Below are 20,195 nucleotides of genomic sequence, written 5' to 3' on the forward strand. Positions count from 1 at the left end.
TTCGTGAAAACACGCTACGCGACTGACTGTCGAACAAAGGTTAGAAATAGCTGAAATTTCTTTTTTTTTGGCAGCGATCATCAAGCTTCCACCTTTTTCGATTGGCAAAAGACCAACCTTAACGATTATTCTCACAACGCAGCCGGAGGCCACAAGCCAATCATCTGTAGTTTTACTACTCGTATATACATTCGAAAGGCTGAAATGCCCGAAGATTTGTAGTAAAACTACACGCCGCCGGAACAACCTATCGGCAATCCAAGAATTTATATCGTCTGCCCACAAGGCCAGTCGCAAACTCAGGCAACCGATTCTGGAAGCCTTTCCGCCCTGGAGCAAGCCATGCAAGACCTCGATCCCGTCGAAACCCAGGAATGGCTGGACGCCCTGGAATCGGTTCTCGACAAAGAAGGCGAAGACCGTGCTCACTATCTGATGACCCGTATGGGCGAACTCGCAACCCGTAGCGGTTCGCAATTGCCTTACGCCATCACCACGCCATACCGCAACACCATTCCCGTTACCCACGAAGCACGCATGCCTGGCGACCTGTTCATGGAACGCCGCATTCGCTCGCTGGTACGCTGGAACGCGATGGCCATGGTGATGCGCACGAACCTGAAAGATTCTGACCTGGGCGGTCACATCTCCAGCTTCGCCTCCAGCGCAACCCTGTACGACATCGGCTTCAACTATTTCTTCCAGGCCCCGACCGACGAACACGGCGGCGACCTGATCTACTTCCAGGGCCACACCTCGCCAGGCGTTTACGCCCGTGCATTCATGGAAGGCCGCATCACCGAAGACCAGATGAACAACTTCCGCCAGGAAGTCGACGGTCAGGGCCTGTCGTCCTACCCACACCCATGGCTGATGCCTGACTTCTGGCAGTTCCCGACCGTATCCATGGGTCTGGGCCCGATCCAGGCGATCTACCAGGCACGCTTCATGAAGTACCTGGAACACCGTGGCTTCATCCAGCCAGGCAAACAGAAAGTCTGGTGCTTCCTGGGCGACGGCGAGTGCGACGAGCCGGAATCCCTGGGCGCGATCTCCCTGGCCGGCCGCGAAAAGCTGGACAACCTGATCTTCGTCATCAACTGCAACCTGCAGCGCCTCGACGGCCCGGTTCGCGGCAACGGCAAGATCATCCAGGAACTCGAAGGCGTGTTCCGCGGTGCTCAGTGGAACGTGACCAAAGTCATCTGGGGCCGCTTCTGGGACCCACTGCTGGCCAAGGACGTCGACGGCATCCTGCAACGCCGCATGGACGAAGTCATCGACGGCGAGTACCAGAACTACAAAGCCAAAGACGGCGCGTTCGTGCGTGAACACTTCTTCAACTCGCCAGAACTCAAGGCGATGGTTGCCGATCTGTCCGACGACGAGATCTGGAAGCTCAACCGTGGCGGTCACGACCCGTACAAGGTCTACGCGGCATACCACGAAGCGGTCAACCACAAGGAACAGCCGACCGTCATCCTGGCCAAGACCATCAAGGGTTATGGCACCGGTGCCGGCGAAGCGAAAAACACTGCGCACAACACCAAGAAAGTCGATGTCGACAGCCTGAAGTTGTTCCGCGATCGTTTCGACATTCCGGTCAGGGACGAAGAGTTGGAGAACCTGCCGTTCTTCAAACCGGAAGAAGGCAGCGCCGAAGCCCGCTACCTGGCCGAACGCCGTACCGCACTGGGCGGTTTCGTTCCTCAGCGTCGCGCCAAGAGCTTCAACATCCCTACCCCTCCACTGGACACCCTCAAGGCGATCCTGGACGGCTCGGGCGACCGTGAAATTTCCACCACCATGGCCTTCGTGCGGATCCTCGCGCAACTGGTCAAGGACAAGGAAATCGGCCCGCGCATCGTACCGATCATCCCGGACGAAGCCCGTACCTTCGGTATGGAAGGCATGTTCCGTCAGTTGGGCATCTACTCCTCCGTCGGCCAGCTCTACGAGCCAGTCGATAAAGACCAGGTGATGTTCTACAAGGAAGACCAGAAGGGCCAGATCCTCGAAGAAGGCATCAACGAAGCGGGCGCCATGAGCTCCTTCATCGCTGCCGGTACTTCGTACTCCAGCCACAACCAGCCGATGCTGCCGTTCTACATCTTCTACTCGATGTTCGGCTTCCAGCGTATTGGCGACCTGGCCTGGGCCGCTGGCGACAGCCGTACCCGTGGCTTCCTGATCGGCGGCACCGCCGGCCGTACCACCCTGAACGGTGAAGGCCTGCAACACGAAGACGGTCACAGCCACCTGCTGGCTGCCACCATCCCGAACTGCCGCACCTACGATCCAACCTACGGCTACGAGCTGGCGGTGATCATTCAGGACGGCATGAAGAAGATGACCGAAGAGCAACAGGACGTCTTCTACTACATCACCGTAATGAACGAGTCCTACCAGCAGCCAGCCATGCCGGCCGGTGCCGAAGAAGGCATCAAGAAAGGCATGTACCTGCTCGAGGAAGACACCCGCGAAGCGGCGCACCACGTTCAGCTGATGGGCTCCGGCACCATCCTGCGTGAAGTCCGTGAAGCGGCGAAGATCCTGCGTGAAGAGTTCAACGTCGGCGCCGACGTATGGAGCGTTACCAGCTTCAACGAACTGCGTCGCGATGGCCTGGCCGTTGAACGCACTAACCGTCTGCACCCTGGCCAGAAGCCTAAGCTGAGCTACGTCGAAGAGTGCCTGAACGGCCGTAAAGGTCCGGTCATTGCCTCTACCGACTACATGAAGCTGTTCGCTGAACAAATTCGTCAGTGGGTCCCGTCCAAGGAATTCAAAGTCCTGGGCACCGATGGTTTCGGCCGCAGTGACAGCCGCAAGAAGCTGCGTCACTTCTTCGAAGTAGACCGTCATTTCGTGGTGTTGGCAGCCCTGGAAGCCTTGGCTGACCGTGGTGACATCGAACCTAAAGTGGTGGCTGAAGCCATCGCCAAGTTCGGCATCAACCCGGAAAAACGCAACCCACTGGACTGCTGAGGAGACACTCTGTGAGCGAACTCATTCGCGTACCTGACATCGGCAGCGGTGAAGGTGAAGTAATTGAACTGTTTGTGAAGGTCGGCGACCGTATCGAAGCCGATCAGAGCATCCTGACGCTGGAATCGGACAAGGCGAGCATGGAAGTGCCTGCGCCTAAGGCCGGCATCATCAAGAGCCTGAAAGTGAAGCTGGGCGATCGCCTGAAAGAAGGCGACGAACTGCTGGAACTGGAAGTCGAAGGTGCCGCTACGCCAGCCCCTGCGCCAGCTGCCAAAGCTGAAGCCAAACCGGCTGCCGCACCTGCGCCGGCGGCGCCTGCTGCCGCGCCGGCTGCTGCCAGCATCCAGCAAGTGCACGTGCCGGACATCGGTTCGTCGGGCAAGGCCCAGATCATCGAGATCCAGGTCAAGGTCGGCGACACCGTCGAGGCTGATCAGTCGCTGATCACCCTGGAATCCGACAAGGCCAGCATGGAAATCCCTTCGCCCGCCGCTGGCGTGGTCAAGGCCATCAGCGTCAAGCTCAACGACGAAGTCGGCACGGGCGATCTGATTCTGGATCTGGAAGTGGCGGGTGCTGCGGCCCCTGCTGCTGCCGCTCCTGCCCAGGCTGCTGCGCCTGCTGCCGCTGCTCCGGCGCCAGCCGCCGCGGCTCCGGCTGCACCGGTTGCCGACAGCGTTCAGGACATTCACGTCCCGGACATCGGTTCGGCGGGCAAGGCCAAGATCATCGAAGTACTGGTCAAGGCTGGCGACACTGTTGCCGCCGATCAGTCGCTGATCACCCTGGAATCCGACAAGGCGAGCATGGAAATCCCATCGCCTGCCGCTGGCGTGGTGGAAAGCATTTCCATCAAGCTGGATGACGAAGTCGGTACCGGCGACCTGATCCTGAAGCTGAAAGTCAAAGGCGCGGCACCTGCTGCAGCCCCGGCTCCGGCTGCCGCTGCCGCGCCGAGTGCTCCAGCGCCTGCCGCTGCCGCTCCGGCTGCCGCCGCTCCTGCTGCTGCCCCGGCTGCTGCTCCTGCCAAGCCTGGCGCGAAAGTTCACGCCGGCCCTGCCGTGCGTCAACTGGCTCGCGAGTTCGGCGTCGAGCTGAGCGCTGTCGGCGCCAGCGGTCCGCACGGTCGCATCCTGAAGGAAGACGTTCAGGTTTACGTCAAGGCCATGATGCAGAAGGCCAAGGAAGCTCCGGCCGCTGTGGCTGGTGCAACCGGCGGCGCGGGCATCCCGCCGATTCCGGTCGTGGACTTCAGCCGCTTCGGCGAAATCGAAGAAGTGCCGATGACACGCCTGATGCAGGTCGGCGCTGCCAACCTGCACCGCAGCTGGCTGAACGTGCCACACGTGACGCAATTCGACTCGGCGGATATCACCGAGCTGGAGGCGTTCCGTAACGCCCAGAAAGCCGTTGCAGAGAAGGCCGGCGTCAAGCTGACCATCCTGCCGCTGCTGCTCAAGTCCTGCGCACACCTGCTCAAGGAACTGCCGGACTTCAACAGCTCGCTGGCACCAAGCGGCAAAGCGATCATCCGCAAGAAATACGTGAACATCGGCTTCGCCGTCGACACCCCGGATGGCCTGCTGGTACCGGTCATCAAGAACGTCGACCAGAAGAGCCTCCTGCAACTGGCCGCCGAAGCTGCTTCCCTGGCTGAGAAAGCCCGGACCAAGAAGCTTTCGTCGGACGAGATGCAAGGCGCCTGCTTCACCATTTCCAGCCTCGGCCACATTGGCGGCACCGGCTTCACGCCGATCGTCAACGCGCCGGAAGTGGCGATCCTCGGTGTTTCCAAGGCAACCATCCAGCCAGTCTGGGACGGCAAAGCCTTCCAGCCGAAACTGATGCTACCGCTGTCGCTGTCCTACGATCACCGTGTGATCAACGGCGCCGCTGCTGCACGCTTCACCAAGCGTCTGAGCGACCTGCTGGCGGACATCCGCACCATCCTGCTGTAACACCGACTGGCCCTCCCCTGGCGGAGGGCCAATCGCGTTCCACGTTTTCCGAGCGCCACGCTCGTACCTCAACCCCGTCGATTTGGCGGGGCTTTTTTTTGCCCTGAAGAAAGCCCTCCGCGTTTCAGCATCCTATGTAGCAGCTGTCGAGCTTGCGAGGCTGCTGCTACGGGATTGACCCTCTTCGTGCCTTATTCCTACATCTAAGGCTTACGCCACCTACAACCCCAGTCCACTTCTGCCCGATATTTTTCTCCAGCCAATAACTAGGCTTAGTTCGGAGATTTCTAATAGAAACCTCGATGACTTAATTTGCTTAGTTAGCATTACCTCGAATGGATTCGAACATGTTCAAACCAACTGTCGGCCCAATTATCGGCCATACCACAACTAACCATGCGCGTATTTTCTTGCGCGGTGAATTACAGAACGACGCCTTGGTATTTGCGGGCATCCGTTATCGACGCACAGGCGAGAAACTCTGGTCCAAAGGCGTATTTGCAAAACTGTCCGTCTTGCGCGACATGTCCGATGTCATTGCACTCAATGACCTGGTCACCGACACCGACTATGAGTACCAGGCAGGCTGGTTCAGCCCCATGAGCCCGGTGCATACCGTGGAGACAGTTCAGGAACTGCCGCTGCAATGGCCACGGGAGATTTACCGCTTTCGCACGCAGTCCAGCAAAATCAGCCAGCCACGGGCCTATATCGTCGGCTCGTGTCGTTACCTGCGAATGACCGCCGGCATTGCGTCGGCCCCACAGTTGGGCGACCGGATTTTTGCCTCGATCAACAGCCTGGCGGACAGCGCCGAACCGCCCGTCAGTGCCATGCTGATGACTGGCGATCAGATTTACGTCGACGACTTGAACCTCGTGGCCCCCGACCGGGAATACAAGGACATTCTCAAAAAATACCGCACAGCCTTTTCGCAGCCTCATATTTCCAAGTTAATGTCGGGCATGCCGACTTACATGATCCTCGACGACCATGAAATAGAAGACAACTGGCCCGCCAACAAAAGTAACGCCGATGATTACTTATACAAAAACGCCATTGCAGCATATGAGTTATATCAAGCCAGTCACAGCCCCACGTATGAGCTGCTGGCCAATGGGCAAGTAAGCAAAAGACTGGAAAAGTATTGGTATCAGTTCTCCGAGGGTGATATCGGGTGGTTTGTCACCGACAGTCGAACCCGACGCAATCTGTCGGCCAACGACCGGCGCATCCTTGACGAAGAACAGGAACAGGCGCTGCTCAAATGGCTGATCAATAACCCGGCCCGGGTCAAATTCGTGGTCACCAGTGTCATGTTCTATCCCGACCGTAAACTTCACGGCGATGACGCCTGGAAAGCCTTCCCGGAGCAACGCCTACGGCTGCTGGAGACGATTCGTACACGCGGTATCAAGAACGTCTTGTTCATCTCCGGCGATGTCCACGGCTCCCTCACCAGTCGCCTGACCCACAGCGAGGACCCGGATTTCGAAGTCCACACCATCGTGTCTTCACCGTTGTGCAACAGCAAACTGCTGCCGTACGCCAAGGCATCGACCTTCATCCTCGATCAGGCCCTGGCCCGAACAGCGGCAGGCGACTATCGGCATGAACTGACCAGCGAGGTGATCAGCCAGGACAACTTCGCGCATCTGATCGTCGAGACCGAGCAGGTTCGCGTCAATTATCACGATCGGGATGGCAAGCCATTGCAGTCGATCAGCATCAAATTGCGTTGATCCCTCGAAAAGATCACAGCCTTCGGCAGCCCCTACGGGCTGCAATCTTTTGGCCCACAACATTACTTTTTGACGCCTCGCTGGAGAAAACTGTGCGCCTGCCGACATATTCTTATAGCACTTGGCCTTCATGTCTCTTGTCAGTCGGTGTCGCAATGATGCAACCTTGCCGCAGGCAACAGTAAAGAGGGCGAGAGCCCGGCGCGATCAGCATATTCGAAGCGAGTTTCCTTCAATGAAAAGCCAACCCGATGCCGCCAGCCGTATGGTGGCCGAGGTAGTGACGCAGTTGCCTGTGCCCTCGCGGCTCGGCATGCTGCGTTTCGAACGGCTGAATGAACCAAGCTGGGCGCTGCTGTTTCTCGATCCTAATTGCGAACGACAGTTCGGCCTGCCGGCGGTGGAGCTTTGTGCTCTGGTCGGCTCGCCCTACGCCAGCCTGATGGAGCCCGAAGCGCGCTATCAACTGCATGACACGATCCAGCAGCAACTCACCGAAAGCCCGCATTACCTGATCCGCTACACCTTGCACACCGCCGCCGGCGTTCTGAGCCTGCTGGAACTGGGCGAAGCCTACAAACAACACAATCGGCACCTGCTGCGCGGCTACCTGATGGTGGTGGACGGCCTGTTCGACGGCGAACCCTTGCTGCCGGCGCTGGATCTGGAAACCCAGAACTCACGCCTGCAAATCGCCCTGGAACTCAATCAACGTGCCCAGCAGGAACAACTGCAGCACCTGGACCGGGTGCGCGCCCAGCAAGACCTGATCCTGCTGCTGACCCGCCAGCGCTATAGCACCAACAACTCCCTGCAAGAAGCCGCCGAACTGATCACCCGCAGCGCCTGCGACATCTATGAAATCGACTGCGCCAGCCTGTGGAACCTCGATGGCTCGCTACTGACGCCGATCTCGGCCTATCACCGTGCCACCCGCAATCACCAACTGCCGAAGCCGATCGACGCCAGTGGTTTTCCCGATTACCTCGAGGCCTTGCACACCGGCCGCGCCATCGACGCCCACAACGCCATGCGCGACCCGCGCACCCGGGAAATCGCCGAGTACCTGCGCCCGCGCGACGTCAACGCCATGCTCGACGCCAGCATCCGCGTCGATGGCCAGGTGGTCGGCGTGCTCTGCCTGGAACAGATCGGGGCGACCCGCGCCTGGCAATCGGACGAAATCGCCTTTGCCGGCGAACTGGCGGATCAATTCGCCCAAGTCATCAACAACCACAACCGCCGTACCGCCACCAGCGCCCTGCACCTGTTCCAGCGTGCAGTGGAGCAAAGCGCCAACGCCTTTCTGCTGGTCAATTGCGACGGCGTGGTGGAGTACGTCAACCCAAGCTTCACCGCGATCACCCAGTACACCACCGAGGAAGTCCACGGTCAGCGGCTGTCGGAACTGCCGGCGCTGGAAAACCTCAGCGAACTGCTGTTCGACGCTCCGTCGGCGCTGGCCAAAAGCAACAGCTGGCAGGGCGAGTTCAAGAGCCGGCGTAAAAACCTCGAACCCTACTGGGGCCAGTTGTCGATTTCCAAGGTCTACGGCGACAACCGTGAGCTGACGCACTACATCGGCATCTACGAAGACATCACCCAGACCAAGCTCGCCCAGCAACGAATCGAGCGCCTGGCTTACACCGATAACCTGACCAACCTCGGCAACCGCCCGGCGTTCATCCGCAACCTCGATGAGCGCTTCGCCCGAGACAGCGATACACCCATCAGCCTGCTGCTGGTGGACATCGACAATTTCAAGCGGATCAACGACAGCCTCGGCCACCAGACCGGCGACAAACTGCTGATCAGCCTGGCGCGGCGCCTGCGCAACAGCCTGAGTTCGAGCGGCAGTCTGGCGCGCTTTGCCAGTAACGAATTCGCGGTGCTGCTGGACGACACTGACCTCTCGGCGGGCCAGCAGGTTGCCAATCAATTGCTGGCAACCCTCGACAAACCGATGTTCGTCGACAACCAGTTGATCAGCGTCACCGGCTCCGTGGGCCTGGCCTGCGCGCCGCTGCACGGTCGCGACCCACAGACGCTGATGCGCAACGCCGGCCTGGCGCTGCACAAGGCCAAGGCCAACGGCAAACACCAGGTGCAAGTGTTCACCGAAGCGCTGAACGCCGAGGCCAGCTACAAACTGTTCGTCGAAAACAACCTGCGCCGCGCCCTGACCCAGAACGAGCTGGACGTGTTCTACCAGCCCAAGCTGTGCCTGCGCAGCGGCCGGTTGCTGGGGATGGAGGCGCTGTTGCGCTGGAACCATCCGGAAAAAGGCATGATCCGTCCGGACCAATTCATCAGCGTGGCCGAAGAAACCGGGCTGATCATCCCGATTGGCAAATGGATCGCCCGTCAGGCCTGCCGCATGAGCAAAGACCTGACCGCCGCTGGCCTGGGCAACCTGCAAGTGGCGATCAACCTGTCGCCCAAGCAGTTCTCCGACCCGGACCTGGTGGCATCCATCGCCAATATCCTCAAGGAAGAAGCGCTGCCGGCGAACCTGCTGGAGTTGGAACTGACCGAAGGCCTGCTGCTGGAAGCCACCGAAGACACGCACTTGCAGCTCGATCAGCTCAAGCGTCTGGGCCTGACCCTGGCGATGGACGACTTCGGCACCGGTTACTCGTCGCTCAGTTACTTGAAAAAATTCCCGATCGACATCATCAAGATCGATCGAAGCTTCATCCACGAAATCCCGGACAACCAGGACGACATGGAAATCACCTCCGCCGTGATTGCCATGGCCCACAACCTGAAACTCAAGGTCGTGGCTGAAGGCATCGAGACTGCCGAGCAACTGGCCTTCCTGCGCCGCCACCGCTGCGACGTCGGCCAGGGCTACCTGTTCGACCGACCGATCCCGGGCTCCGAGCTGATCGAAAAGCTCAAACGCTACCCGCGCGGCCCAATCGCCTGACAGCGACGTAACACTCGGGCAAACTGGCAGTCTGTATTTACATCTCAACCTGACTGAGAGGACTGATCATGGTTCTGCGCTCGGAAATTCTGGTGAACAAAAACGTGCTCCCGACTAAAGAACAAGCTCTGCCTGGCCGCGAAACCCCGATCAAGGTTCCGGAGAAACACTTCGTCAACGGCAACCCGCTGCTGGGTCCGTTTCCGGGCAACGTAGAATTCGCAATCTTCGGCCTGGGTTGCTTCTGGGGCGCAGAACGCAAATTCTGGCAGCGCGAAGGCGTGTTCAGCACCTCGGTCGGTTATGCCGGCGGCTTCACGCCGAACCCGACCTACGAAGAAGTCTGCTCGGGCCTGACCGGGCACACCGAAGTGGTGCTCGTGGTGTATGAGCCGGAAAAAGTCAGCTACGAACAGCTGCTGAAAATGTTCTGGGAACTGCACAACCCGACCCAGGGCATGCGCCAGGGCAACGACATCGGCACCCAGTACCGCTCGGTGATCTACTGCACCAAACCGGAACAACTGGAAGCGGCGAAGAACAGTGCGAAAGTGTTCCAGGCGGAACTGACCAAGGCGGGCAAAGGCATCATTACCACCGAGATCGACGAAGCCCCGACGTTCTACTACGCCGAGGCGTATCACCAGCAGTACCTGGCCAAGAATCCTGAGGGGTATTGCGGGATTGGCGGTACTGGCGTGACGTGCCCGATCTAAATTTCGGACCCTGAAAAGCATCGCGGGCAAGCCTCGCTCCTACGGTCACACCGACCTGTAGGAGCGAGGCTTGCCCGCGAAGGCGTCCGACTAGACGCCACACATGCAACTGATTAACTCTCGGCAATCAACCAATCCATCTGCCACCCACCCTGGGTCTGCCCCAACTTCTTGGACAACCACGGCAGCAACTCACGCAACTCTTCCTCCAGCCCCCACGGCGGATTGGCAATCGCCAACCCCGAACCGTTCAAGCTGTTCGGCGTATCCAGCGGATGCACCAGCAACTCCACCCGCAGCAACTTAGGCGCACCCGTTCCGGCCAGATCCTGATAGAAGCGCCGCAACGCCCGCTGATCCTTCACCGGATACCAGATCGCCGCCACCGTTTGGCGCATCCGGCCAATCGCCTCTTTCAACGACGCCGCACAACGCTGCATCTCATCGAGCTGCTCAAATGGCGGATCGATCAACATCACCGCCCGCTTCTCCGGCACCGGCAGCAACGCACGCGGCACATGCCAGCCTTCGCCAAGGTGAACCTTCACCCGCCGATCACCCTTCATGTTGTCCTTGAGCAACACACCGTCTTCCGGGTGCTTCTCATTGAGCAACACGCGATCCTGCGGCCGGGTCAAACGCCGCGCCAACTCCGGCGACCCCGGGTAATAGCGCAACTGGCCATCCGGGTTCATCTCGTGCAACACCTTCATGTAATCGGCGGTCAGCGCTGGCAAATCCGGCTGATCCCACAATCGCGCGATGCCTTCCAGGTACTCACCGGTACGACTGGCCTGATCGCCCTGCAGGTCATACAGACCGATGCCGGCGTGAGTGTCGAGATAGGCAAACGGCTGCTCCTTGCGCGACATCAAGGCGATGAGGCGGGTCAAAGTCAGGTGTTTGAACACATCGGCGTGATTGCCGGCATGGAAGGCGTGACGATAATTCATGGCTGCTCCTGCGAAGGCCGGGAAGTTTACCTTGTACGGCGTAGAACGTCAGGGGTTCGCGGCTGAGCGGGCAAGTACAACCCCAATACCGCGCCAATCCATAAACCCTGTGGCGAGGGGGCTTGCCCCCGTTGGGCTGCAAAGCAGCCCCAAAATATCCAGCCCCCCCCATAACCTGTGGCGAGGGAGCTTGCTCCCTCGCCACAAAAGCCACTCGACGTTATTCCGAAGGCCGAGCCCGCAACCGCCGCCCCACCACATCCAGCACATCGCAGCCATCGCGCAATGAAATGGCACAGAGCAAAGCAAAATCACTAAGGATGAAGGATTCACACTCGACCGAACCGCGCATGGACATGTTTTCCAGCACCTGAGTGACCGCGCGAATTCGATAGCTGGCAGTGTCGGTCAAGATATCCAGCGGCGCGTGGGTATCGACGAATAGCGTGGGCATGTCGGTGCAGTTGCCGGTTAGGGCCATGAAACGGTTGGCGGGATGGGGGATTGGTTTTTCGTAGGGTGGATCGGGTGTAAGTGTTTTCATTTGAATTGCTCCAAGGAAGAAATGGAGCTGCCTTAGGCCTTCCTACAGGCTAGGGTGGCAGCTATGCACGGGGTAGGAATATCGAGACCCTTAGAGCAAAACTCGACCACGCCGAAGCGTGCCCGCGCATAGCCGCCGCAACTGATCATACGGACGCACGTTAACGGCCGCAAACCAAGCATCGACGCCAATATAGCTCTAACGGTTTCGAAGGGTTCCTACACCCCGCCACTGAATTTTCAGTGACCACCAAAGACTATCGATGGAAATCATTTCGCACCAGTTCATGGAAACCGATACGAGTTGAAGGAAACTTCCGACGACCTTGCCCAGAAATTCCGCCAAAAGCATGACAGATTATCAACCCAATAACGTTCGCCTAAGATTTATATCAACAAGACCCAACATTAGAGCTTTACAATTTCAGCTTGATATCGCAACAAACAATCCAAAAGAACCTGCATAAATTTCCGCCGATCCTCAACCTCATCATCAAAGTAAGTAGTTATCTTATCGAAGATCGAATCAAAGCTCTCACCAACTCCCAAATAATAAGTTAACGTATCGATATACCACTCGCGATCACTAGCACTATAGGAAACGAACTCAGGCCTCATAAGTATGTCGAACAGCTCAGCGAGCTCCCCCTCATTATTAACATCCTTAGATACTATGACCTCTTCTCTTTCATCGCTATCAACATTGTCGATATCAAATAGAAAAAGCAGGCCGCGCAAAATTGAAAGCTTTGGGGGACGCTTCATTTTCAAAAATCCGCATAAGTAGTTATTGGAGCACCAGCTCCATTCAATATGGCAACCGCATCTGTTTGCTCCCCATACTCCAATCCGTCCCGCTTGTATCCTTCACCAATTTTCTTACCCATATTCATTGGCTCCTTAGATGCCGCGTGACCATTTCGCCTGAATATTAGCTGAGCACGATGAATAGCGTTCAACTGATCTCTATAGCTAATAAAACGTGTTGCGGCACTAGGGATTTTGGGCTGACCAGCCTTCCTTCCGCGTGTGTACCTTTCAATAACGCCAGTTGTGGGGTTCCTTCCCGTCATCACCCGCTGACGTTGAGACTCCAAGCTGGTCTGCTTGCCATGCTTCTCTAGAAAATGAGCACCTTCTGTGGCCTGTTCCATCTCATATAAACGCCGATAAGCATTCGACTCCGCCAGCTCATCAATCCGCGCCCTCCGCTGATCACCTGTCAGCTTCGGCAGCGGCGGCTCACCTTCATCAACCTTAGCGCCAGTCGTATCATCCGGCGCCCCACACCCTGGCTTATTCGGTGGCGGACAATTCCCGCTTAACCCCAACGGATCAACCCAGCCCGTCGGGTTCGGCGTGTACTGATACTGGTTCAGCCCACCCGCCAGCTTGATCGGATCCGGCGTCAGATACCGACCAACCTCTGGATCATAGTACCGATGCCGGTTGTAGTGCAGACCACTCTCGGCATCAAAGTACTGCCCCTGAAAACGCAGCGGCTGGTCGAGCTGCTCGCCTCCACCGAATGCCAGGTGCGTGACTTTGCCGTAGGCGTTGTACTTCGCCGACCAGACAATCTCGCCACCAAAATCCGTCAGTTCCTGCGGCGTGCCGAGGTGGTCGAGTTGGTAGTAGAACGGGCAGGCCTTTTTCGGGCCTTTGCCGTCGAGCATGGCCAACGGGCGGAAGCTGCCCGGCTCGTAGACGTAGCTGCGGTAGTGCTCTTTGCTGCTTTCGGCGACGACTTGGTCGCCCTGCCAGAAGAACTCGGTGGTTTGGCCGTCGATGGTTTTGGCGATGCGACGGCCAAAAGCGTCGTAGCGATAACTCGCGCAACTTCCATCCGGCAACGTGACGCCGACCAGCCGATGCTGGCAGTCATAGCGATACTCGGTGACGAGTTTCTGCCCGGTGCCGCGACGTTCGCGGATCAGGTTGCCGAAGGCGTCGTAGTCGTAATGGCGGTCGCCTTGCATCAACAGGCGATTGCCTTTGACGGCCGTCGGGCCGGGGCGGTCCTGCATCAGCAGGTTGCCGGCCGGGTCGTGGGCGAAGGTTTCCGGTGGATCGTCGCGGGTGTGGCGGACGCGGGTCAGGCGGTTGAGTGCGTCGTAGTAGTAGCTGCGCTGGCCGTGACGGCTGTCGGCGATGGTCGCCAGGTTGCCGTTGACCGCGTAGCTGTAGTGGCGCAGGTACAGCGGCCGGGTTTGCTGGTTGATCGCGTGGGCTTGTAACCGGCCTTGTTCGTCGTAGTGGTATTGGCTGGTCAGTTGTCCTTGCTGGCGTTGCTGTTCGCGGCCGAAGACGAACTGGTGGCTGGTGAGCCGCGCGCCGTTGAGGTCAATGGCCGTCAGCGCACCACCCTTGGTGTGGTGGTAGTCGAGTTTGCTGCCGTCCGGCAGGCGCAGGCGGTTGAGCTGCCCGCAGGCATCGTAGCCATAACGCAGCGTGCCCCAGCCTTGGTGCTCGGTGATCAGGCGGTCCTGCTGGTCGTATTCGAATTCCAGCGGATGGTCGTGTCCGTCGTCGACGCTGGTCAGCCGGCCCAACGAGTCGTAGCGGTATTGGACCTGGATGCCGTCGGGCAAGGTCTTGACCAGCAACCGCCCGGCCGAGTCCCGTTGATAGCCCGTGACAAGCTGCGAGCCGTCATCGCCGAATTCGGTTTTCTCCAGCAGATGGCCGTTGAGGTCGTAGACGTAGGCGGTGCGGCGGCCGTCGAAACCGGTTTCCTGTCGGATCAAGCCGTTGGGTGTGTAGTCCAGCCGATAGTGTTCGCCGGATTCGTTTTCGATTTCCGTGAGCAGCAGCTGCGCATTGTCATAGCGGTACTGGAGCTGGGTGCCGTCGGGATTGATCCGGCGGCTGACCAGGTGCAAATCGTCGACGTATTCGTAGCGGGTGATGCGGCCCAGTTCGTCGCGTTCGGCGGTGATCTTGCCGTAGGCGTTGTAGCTGAACCCACGGGTGGCGCCGGTCGGCAATGTCGCCTGGACCAGTCGGCCGACGGCATCCCATTGATACTGGGTGAGCGCACCGTGTTCGTCCTGACGAGTCGTCTGCCGCCCCAGCGCATCGTAGGAAAACGCTCGCTGCCCACCATCTGGCAGTGTTTCCTCAAGCAACTGGCCCAGGGCATTCCAGACGAACACATGGCGACTGGTGTCCGGGTAGCGGATCGACAGCAACCGCCCCTGAGGGTCGTAGTGGTAATGGGTGACGTGCCCGTCGGGATCGGTCGCTTCGGTGACATCGCCCTGAGCATTGCGCTGGTATTTCCACACCGCTTTGCCGCGATAGCGCGCGTGCAAGAAACCGTTGCGATACTCGTAGGACGTCGGTTCGTCCTCCGGCGGAATCAGCGCCACCAATCGTCCGACGTCGTCGTAACGGTATTCGGTGACAGCGCCCAGCGGATCCTGCTCGGCAATCAGCCGACCCTGCTCGTCATAGGCCTTGAGCTGTTCGCCGCCATCCAGTCCGACCCGGCGCACCAGCCGCGCCCGGTCGTCGTGGACGTAAACTTCTTCGCTGCCGTCGATGTTCAGGACGGTGACGCTGCCCTGGTCATCCCAGACATAGCGCGTGTCCATCTGCGCAAACGACGCCCAGTGGCGAATACATCTGGCCGCCTTACCAGACCGTTCCCACTCCCAGAAGAAACTCGCGCCACCGGCCAGTTGCCGCTGCAAAATTACGTGCTGGTCGTCGTAGTCGTAACGCTCGCTTTCCCCGGCGGCGTTGCTCGCTTCGATCAGTTGATCGCGTTCGTCGTAGTGGTAACTGACTAAGATTTGTTCGGTGTGCCACGCCTCGGCGAGGGTCTGGGCCGGGCGGAAACACTGGTAATCGACAGCGATCAGGTGGGCGCGGTCGTAGCGCAACAGCAAGGCACGACCGGCTCCGTTGTCGAGGCGCTGGATGCGTTCCTGACGGTCGCGGGTGATGCGCAGGCGGTTATCGTAGGCGTCGCTAATGGCCGTCAGCCGACCGTTGTGAAAGTGGTAGAACCGTGTGTCGTCGCCGGCCTGGGCGAGGATCAGTTCTTCGGGGTCATTGCCGAGGTAAATCGCCGCGCGCGACAGGCTGTTGTGGATCGCCGGGCGTTCGTGATTCGGCAGCGGGAACGTGGTGCGGCGGTTTTCGTGGTCGATCCAGATGACCTGGTCGCCGTCGATCTCCAGTCGATGGGCGAGCGAATGGCTCCAGCCAAAGCCGAGGCCGCAGTCGATCTCGGCGGCGCTGGTGCGATAGAGCCGGGTGAAGTCGAACGGCAGGAGGCCGTCCAGAGCACCGTCGGTGAGGGTCAGCAGTTCTTCGCCGGTGACCATCGACACTGGGCAGCCATTTTTGCAGGTCGACGGTGCACAGGTGGCGCTGTCGCCGTTGGGGTTTTTCGCCTGATCCGGGGAGTCGTCGTAGTGTTCGTTTTGCTTGAGTGTGGTGTTGCGTTTGGCATCCCAGCGCAGTTGCATCCGGCCTTTTTTCAGGCCCGCTGCAACACCGCGTGCGGCGACCGCTTTGTACTGGTCGACGTACTTAATGAAGGTGTTGAGGATATTGAAAGTGGCCTCGACGAAGCGCATCGCGAGACTGGCCAGCCCCATTCCGTATTTGAGACCGCGAGCTGTTAAATAGGCTTTGGCGGCGGGTATGCCGACACCTGTGAAAGCCAGTACCGAAGCAATCAGAATATCGATCAGCACCGAGACGATGACTTGGCTGGCCGCCTCTGCCGCGTTGCCGGCGATCTCGCTGGGCGGCAGCATTTCCAGCCAGAGACTGGCAGTACGCAACAGCAAACACAGCACCGCTTCGTCACTGGCCAGCAGTTGGACTTTTGCCATGACCTGCGGCGCTGTTTCCGCGAGTCTGACCAACTCATCAGCGCCGCTGCCCAAACGCTCAACGAACTTGCGGGGATCCTGAAGAATGTCCGAGAGCAGGCTGAGGCTGTCCCAAACGCCCATGACCGCCGCCCAACTTCCCGCGAGCATGCCGTTACCGGCGGCCGCAAAAGTCGATTGCGACCACTGCGGCTTGAACCCTTCCCACTCACTGCGCAACCAGCCCTCCAGGTCGCTGGAGAGGCCTTTGTAGGAATCAAACAGTTCGTTGATCTTCGAGGGCGCAACTTCACCCTGGACATGAACGCGATAGAACTTTCCCGGAGTGCCTTCGAACTGCCCTTTACCGTTTTCATCGAGCAAGACCGGTGTGCTTTCACCGCCATCATTGGCAATCACATCGACCTGAATGCTCCCCAACGGAATGTCGTAGACCGATTCAAACTTGCTCTCGATCTCCAGTATTCCGCTCGCAGGACACCGCGCTAAACCCGAGAAAAAATCATCGTCACGACTACTCACCGCTGTAGTCGTAGTGCCGAGTTTTATCACCCGCTCCATGTCCAACAGCGAAGGCATGTCCATCGCCCGGCTGACCCTGTCCGCATTCCGGCTCAAGAAGTTGCCAAGCTGCTGGCGATACAAAACCAGTGTGTCTTTGAAACCGTCGAGCTCCTGCTCGATCCGTACGATCTGATCCATCAGTCCAGCTCCGTCATCAGGTAATCCACCAACGCTGATTTCGGCGCTTGAGGCAGGTCTGGCATCTCAAGAAAGCTCGCGACTTTGTGCCGCAACACGCTTTCGGAGAACGCCTCATAAAGATCAGGGCGGTCCTCGCTCAACCACTTCAGCAGGTTGTTGATATGCGTTGTCGCGGACTTGGTGGCGAGGTGGTTGAGCAGCGATTCAGATACTTCCCACCAGGGGAAAACCCTGGCGGTTTTCAGCGCACTACCACCGATATCCAGTGGCTGACCATTGATCAGGCAACGCCCGATCACCGGCATCAGTTGCTCAGCGTTAACCTCGGCAGATTGCAGAATCGGCAGCACATAGCGCCCATCCCAATAGCGGAAAAACACCGCGTTGCCGTTGGGCATCAGAACGTGTGTGAGGCTGCGCAAATGCTCGACCAGCGCCTCTTGAGTGGCGCAAGACACCGCCAGCCACCCCCAATCGCGGGACTCAGTGGCGGCGACCCAATCCAGAAACTCACTGTCAGCGGCGACGATTCCGACATAGGGCATCACCGCTTCCCACTCGGCGTAGACAGTGCCGGCCCAGATCGGGCTCGGCGCTTGTGCAGTGATCGAGCGTTGCCAGGTTTTGAACGGCTCAGCGGCACTGGCGCTGCTGAAAATCGCGAACAGTTGCTCCGACGGTTGCAGTGGCTGGCGCTCCAGCCAGGCGCGAGGCGACAAAACATCAGGCAGCACAGACACCGCCCTTGCAGCGCTCACACTCTTCGCAGAACGGCGCGTCGCTTTGCAGGCTGAGAATCTGCGCGGCACTGAGCCGCGCCGCCGGGGCTGCTGCAAGTTTCAACGGCATATCCGGCAAGCTCGGCGCGGAAGCCATGGCCGCCATCGGTGCCCCACCGACCTGAATCGGCACGCTGCTGAAAATCCCGCCGGGGCCGATGTTGATCCACTGCCCGCCCGCCTGAATGGTCGCGCTGGCGCCGCCGTCGATGACCACTTGTTGGCCGGCGCTGACGTGGAATTGCTGACTGGCATTGAGGGCTTGATTGCTCACGCGAATGTGCCGGTCGCCGACCACCACCAGGTGATCGTCCAACCGCACTTCGGTCTGGCGCTGGCCATGGGTGATGCGTTTTTCGTCGGCCTTCAACTCATGGCGGGCGGTGCCGGTGACGACGATGCTGCGCTGGTTATCAACCTGCACCTGTTGATCGTTAAGGACGTGCTGAGTCCAGTTGCGCTGGGCGCGCAGGTAGATTTCCTCGGCGCCTTTGCGATCCTCGATGCGCAATTCGTTGTAACCGCCGCCACCGGGACTGCTTTGGCTGCGGAAAATACTGCGGGTCTTGTCCGCCGGCAGATCGAGGGGCACAGGCGTCGCGGCGTTGGGCAGGCAGCCCATCACCAGTGGCTTGTCGGCATCGGCATCGATAAACCCCACCAGCACTTCCATGCCGACGCGCGGAATCATCACGCTGCCGTAACGGTCATGAGCCCAGCCAGTGGCGACGCGAAGCCAACAACTGGAGTGTTCGTTGAGCTGACCGTCACGGTCCCAGGCGAGCTGAACCTTGACCCGACCGTACTCGTCGCAATGGATTTCGCTGTCCGTCGGGCCGGTGATTACGCCGGGTTGATAGCCGAGCATCCGTGGCTTTTCCGGGCCCAGCGGTGGGCGAAAAGAAACGTCCCACGGCGTCGCCAGAAACGTATTGCGATAGCCCTGGAAATCATCCGGGCTGTCGCTGGTGGCTGACTCCTCCAGTACCTGCGGTTGACGGCCGCGGTGTTCTATTTCGGTGATCAACCACAGGTCATTCCACGCCTGACGCGGGTGTTCGGCCAGGTATAGGAAATGCCCGCTGACCAATGCGGATTCATCGCCGCGACCTTCGGCCTGACGGTAATCCGCGCTGTGCCGCTCCAGCGCTCGCTGAGTCAGGTGTTTGCCGTGTTCACGGTCGGTGAATTGACCGGGAAAGTGGTAGTCCTCCAGCGCCGGCCGCTGTTCGCTGTCGAGGCGGCTTTCGAGTTGCAAACGCGGTTTCTGGAAGTCGTAGTCGCGACGGGTGACTGCGGTGGTCCGGGTTTCCAGCCGTACATTGAAACGCTTGATCGCCGGCGCATCCGCAGCCATCCCGCTGCCCGGCAGGTACAGCGTCGGTTCGGGCAGACGGGGGAAAACCGTCTGATCATCGCCGAACACCAACAGGTGCCCGTCGGGGCTGTGCTGGAAGTGATAGTGAATGCCGACCTCGGCACACAGGCGCTGGATGAACGCCAGATCGCTTTCAGCGTATTGCACGCAGTACTCGCGATCGGGGTAGTCACTGCCGAGCCGGAACTCGAAGGCGTCGCGCTGGATGCCGTGGTCCTTGAGGATTTGCGTGACGATCGTCGGCACACTTTTGTGCTGGAAGATCCGCTGATTGATACGCCGGTCGAGATACGCCAGACGCGGTACGAGACTGATCTGGTAACCCGTCAGACGGTGCCCGGAATCGCTTTGGCCGACGCGAAAGATCTGACCATGAATACCGGAACCTTGCGCATCGAAACTCAGAAACGCCTGACGATGCAGCAGGCTTTCGAGCTCTATGTCGGGTCGCTCGCTGACCAGTTCCAGGTCAAAACGGTAGGGTTGGCTGATGGCTTCCTTGCCCGTGAACTCAAGCACCTTGAGCTCATTCTGGACGCCGTCGAGGGTCAACGTGAAACGCGGTTGATTGGCAGGCGCGAACATCCGATGTGTCTCTGCAGAATGAAGGCGGGCGATTCTGCATGAGCGACAAGGGGTGTTGATGAAGGG

The 20,195-nt window shown here is 59.2% G+C and carries 11 protein-coding genes; 5 read left to right on the forward strand and 6 right to left on the reverse strand.

Features of this window, described 5'->3' with window-relative positions; genetic code table 11:
• Positions 1–342 precede the first annotated feature (342 nt).
• From aceE to msrA, 5 genes are all read left to right on the forward strand, one after another.
• Complete coding sequence (aceE, locus tag ACEN8R_RS21880) at positions 343–2,988, forward strand: pyruvate dehydrogenase (acetyl-transferring), homodimeric type (protein ID WP_018928562.1); 2,646 nt, start codon at positions 343–345, stop codon at positions 2,986–2,988.
• An 11-nt stretch (positions 2,989–2,999) separates the two neighbouring features.
• Positions 3,000–4,949, forward strand: coding sequence for a dihydrolipoyllysine-residue acetyltransferase (aceF, locus tag ACEN8R_RS21885; protein ID WP_495624361.1), 1,950 nt, complete (start codon positions 3,000–3,002; stop codon positions 4,947–4,949).
• 347 nt (positions 4,950–5,296) lie between these two features.
• Complete coding sequence (locus ACEN8R_RS21890; RefSeq protein WP_018928564.1) at positions 5,297–6,691, forward strand: alkaline phosphatase D family protein; 1,395 nt, start codon at positions 5,297–5,299, stop codon at positions 6,689–6,691.
• Between the two features lie 235 nt (positions 6,692–6,926).
• A complete protein-coding gene (locus tag ACEN8R_RS21895; protein ID WP_018928565.1) occupies positions 6,927–9,620 on the forward strand; it encodes a putative bifunctional diguanylate cyclase/phosphodiesterase in 2,694 nt (897 codons plus the stop codon).
• Between the two features lie 68 nt (positions 9,621–9,688).
• Positions 9,689–10,336 carry a peptide-methionine (S)-S-oxide reductase MsrA gene (gene msrA / locus ACEN8R_RS21900; RefSeq protein ID WP_018928566.1) on the forward strand — a complete coding sequence of 216 codons (648 nt, stop codon included), beginning with the start codon at positions 9,689–9,691 and terminating at the stop codon, positions 10,334–10,336.
• A 113-nt stretch (positions 10,337–10,449) separates the two neighbouring features.
• Here msrA and ACEN8R_RS21905 read toward each other — a convergent pair whose 3' ends face one another.
• The 6 genes from ACEN8R_RS21905 to ACEN8R_RS21930 all read right to left on the reverse strand — a co-directional run bounded on the left by ACEN8R_RS21905 (position 10,450) and on the right by ACEN8R_RS21930 (position 20,129).
• Positions 10,450–11,289, reverse strand: coding sequence for a 23S rRNA (adenine(2030)-N(6))-methyltransferase RlmJ (locus ACEN8R_RS21905; protein ID WP_018928567.1), 840 nt, complete (start codon positions 11,287–11,289; stop codon positions 10,450–10,452).
• A gap of 220 nt (positions 11,290–11,509) precedes the next feature.
• Positions 11,510–11,833, reverse strand: a complete 324-nt coding sequence (locus ACEN8R_RS21910; RefSeq protein ID WP_018928568.1) for a hypothetical protein — start codon at positions 11,831–11,833, stop codon at positions 11,510–11,512.
• A 407-nt stretch (positions 11,834–12,240) separates the two neighbouring features.
• Positions 12,241–12,597, reverse strand: coding sequence for a hypothetical protein (locus ACEN8R_RS21915; RefSeq protein WP_018928569.1), 357 nt, complete (start codon positions 12,595–12,597; stop codon positions 12,241–12,243).
• Between the two features lie 2 nt (positions 12,598–12,599).
• On the reverse strand, positions 12,600–17,384 hold the full coding sequence (locus tag ACEN8R_RS21920; protein WP_495624362.1) for an RHS repeat-associated core domain-containing protein: 4,785 nt from the start codon (positions 17,382–17,384) through the stop codon (positions 12,600–12,602).
• Entirely contained in the window at positions 17,384–18,121 is a 738-nt protein-coding gene (locus ACEN8R_RS21925) for a DUF4123 domain-containing protein (RefSeq protein ID WP_018928571.1), read from the reverse strand. Before ACEN8R_RS21925 ends, ACEN8R_RS21920 begins: the two co-directional genes overlap by 1 nt.
• Positions 18,111–20,129 (reverse strand): type VI secretion system Vgr family protein, encoded by a 2,019-nt coding sequence (locus tag ACEN8R_RS21930; RefSeq protein ID WP_495624363.1) that lies wholly within the window; start codon positions 20,127–20,129, stop codon positions 18,111–18,113. Before ACEN8R_RS21930 ends, ACEN8R_RS21925 begins: the two co-directional genes overlap by 11 nt.
• Positions 20,130–20,195: the final 66 nt, after the last annotated feature.

The sequence above is a fragment of the Pseudomonas sp. Pseusp15 genome (assembly GCF_059492165.1).

Excerpts from the sequence above, each read along its gene's own strand:
- ACEN8R_RS21890 (WP_018928564.1), top strand. The coding sequence starts at position 5,297 with ATGTTCAAACCAACTGTCGGCCCAATTATCGGCCATACCACAACTAAC.
- aceE (WP_018928562.1), top strand. The coding sequence starts at position 343 with ATGCAAGACCTCGATCCCGTCGAAACCCAGGAATGGCTGGACGCCCTG.
- ACEN8R_RS21930 (WP_495624363.1), bottom strand. The coding sequence starts at position 20,129 with ATGTTCGCGCCTGCCAATCAACCGCGTTTCACGTTGACCCTCGACGGC.
- ACEN8R_RS21905 (WP_018928567.1), bottom strand. The coding sequence starts at position 11,289 with ATGAATTATCGTCACGCCTTCCATGCCGGCAATCACGCCGATGTGTTC.
- msrA (WP_018928566.1), top strand. The coding sequence starts at position 9,689 with ATGGTTCTGCGCTCGGAAATTCTGGTGAACAAAAACGTGCTCCCGACT.
- ACEN8R_RS21920 (WP_495624362.1), bottom strand. The coding sequence starts at position 17,384 with ATGGATCAGATCGTACGGATCGAGCAGGAGCTCGACGGTTTCAAAGAC.
- ACEN8R_RS21895 (WP_018928565.1), top strand. The coding sequence starts at position 6,927 with ATGAAAAGCCAACCCGATGCCGCCAGCCGTATGGTGGCCGAGGTAGTG.
- ACEN8R_RS21915 (WP_018928569.1), bottom strand. The coding sequence starts at position 12,597 with ATGAAGCGTCCCCCAAAGCTTTCAATTTTGCGCGGCCTGCTTTTTCTA.
- ACEN8R_RS21910 (WP_018928568.1), bottom strand. The coding sequence starts at position 11,833 with ATGAAAACACTTACACCCGATCCACCCTACGAAAAACCAATCCCCCAT.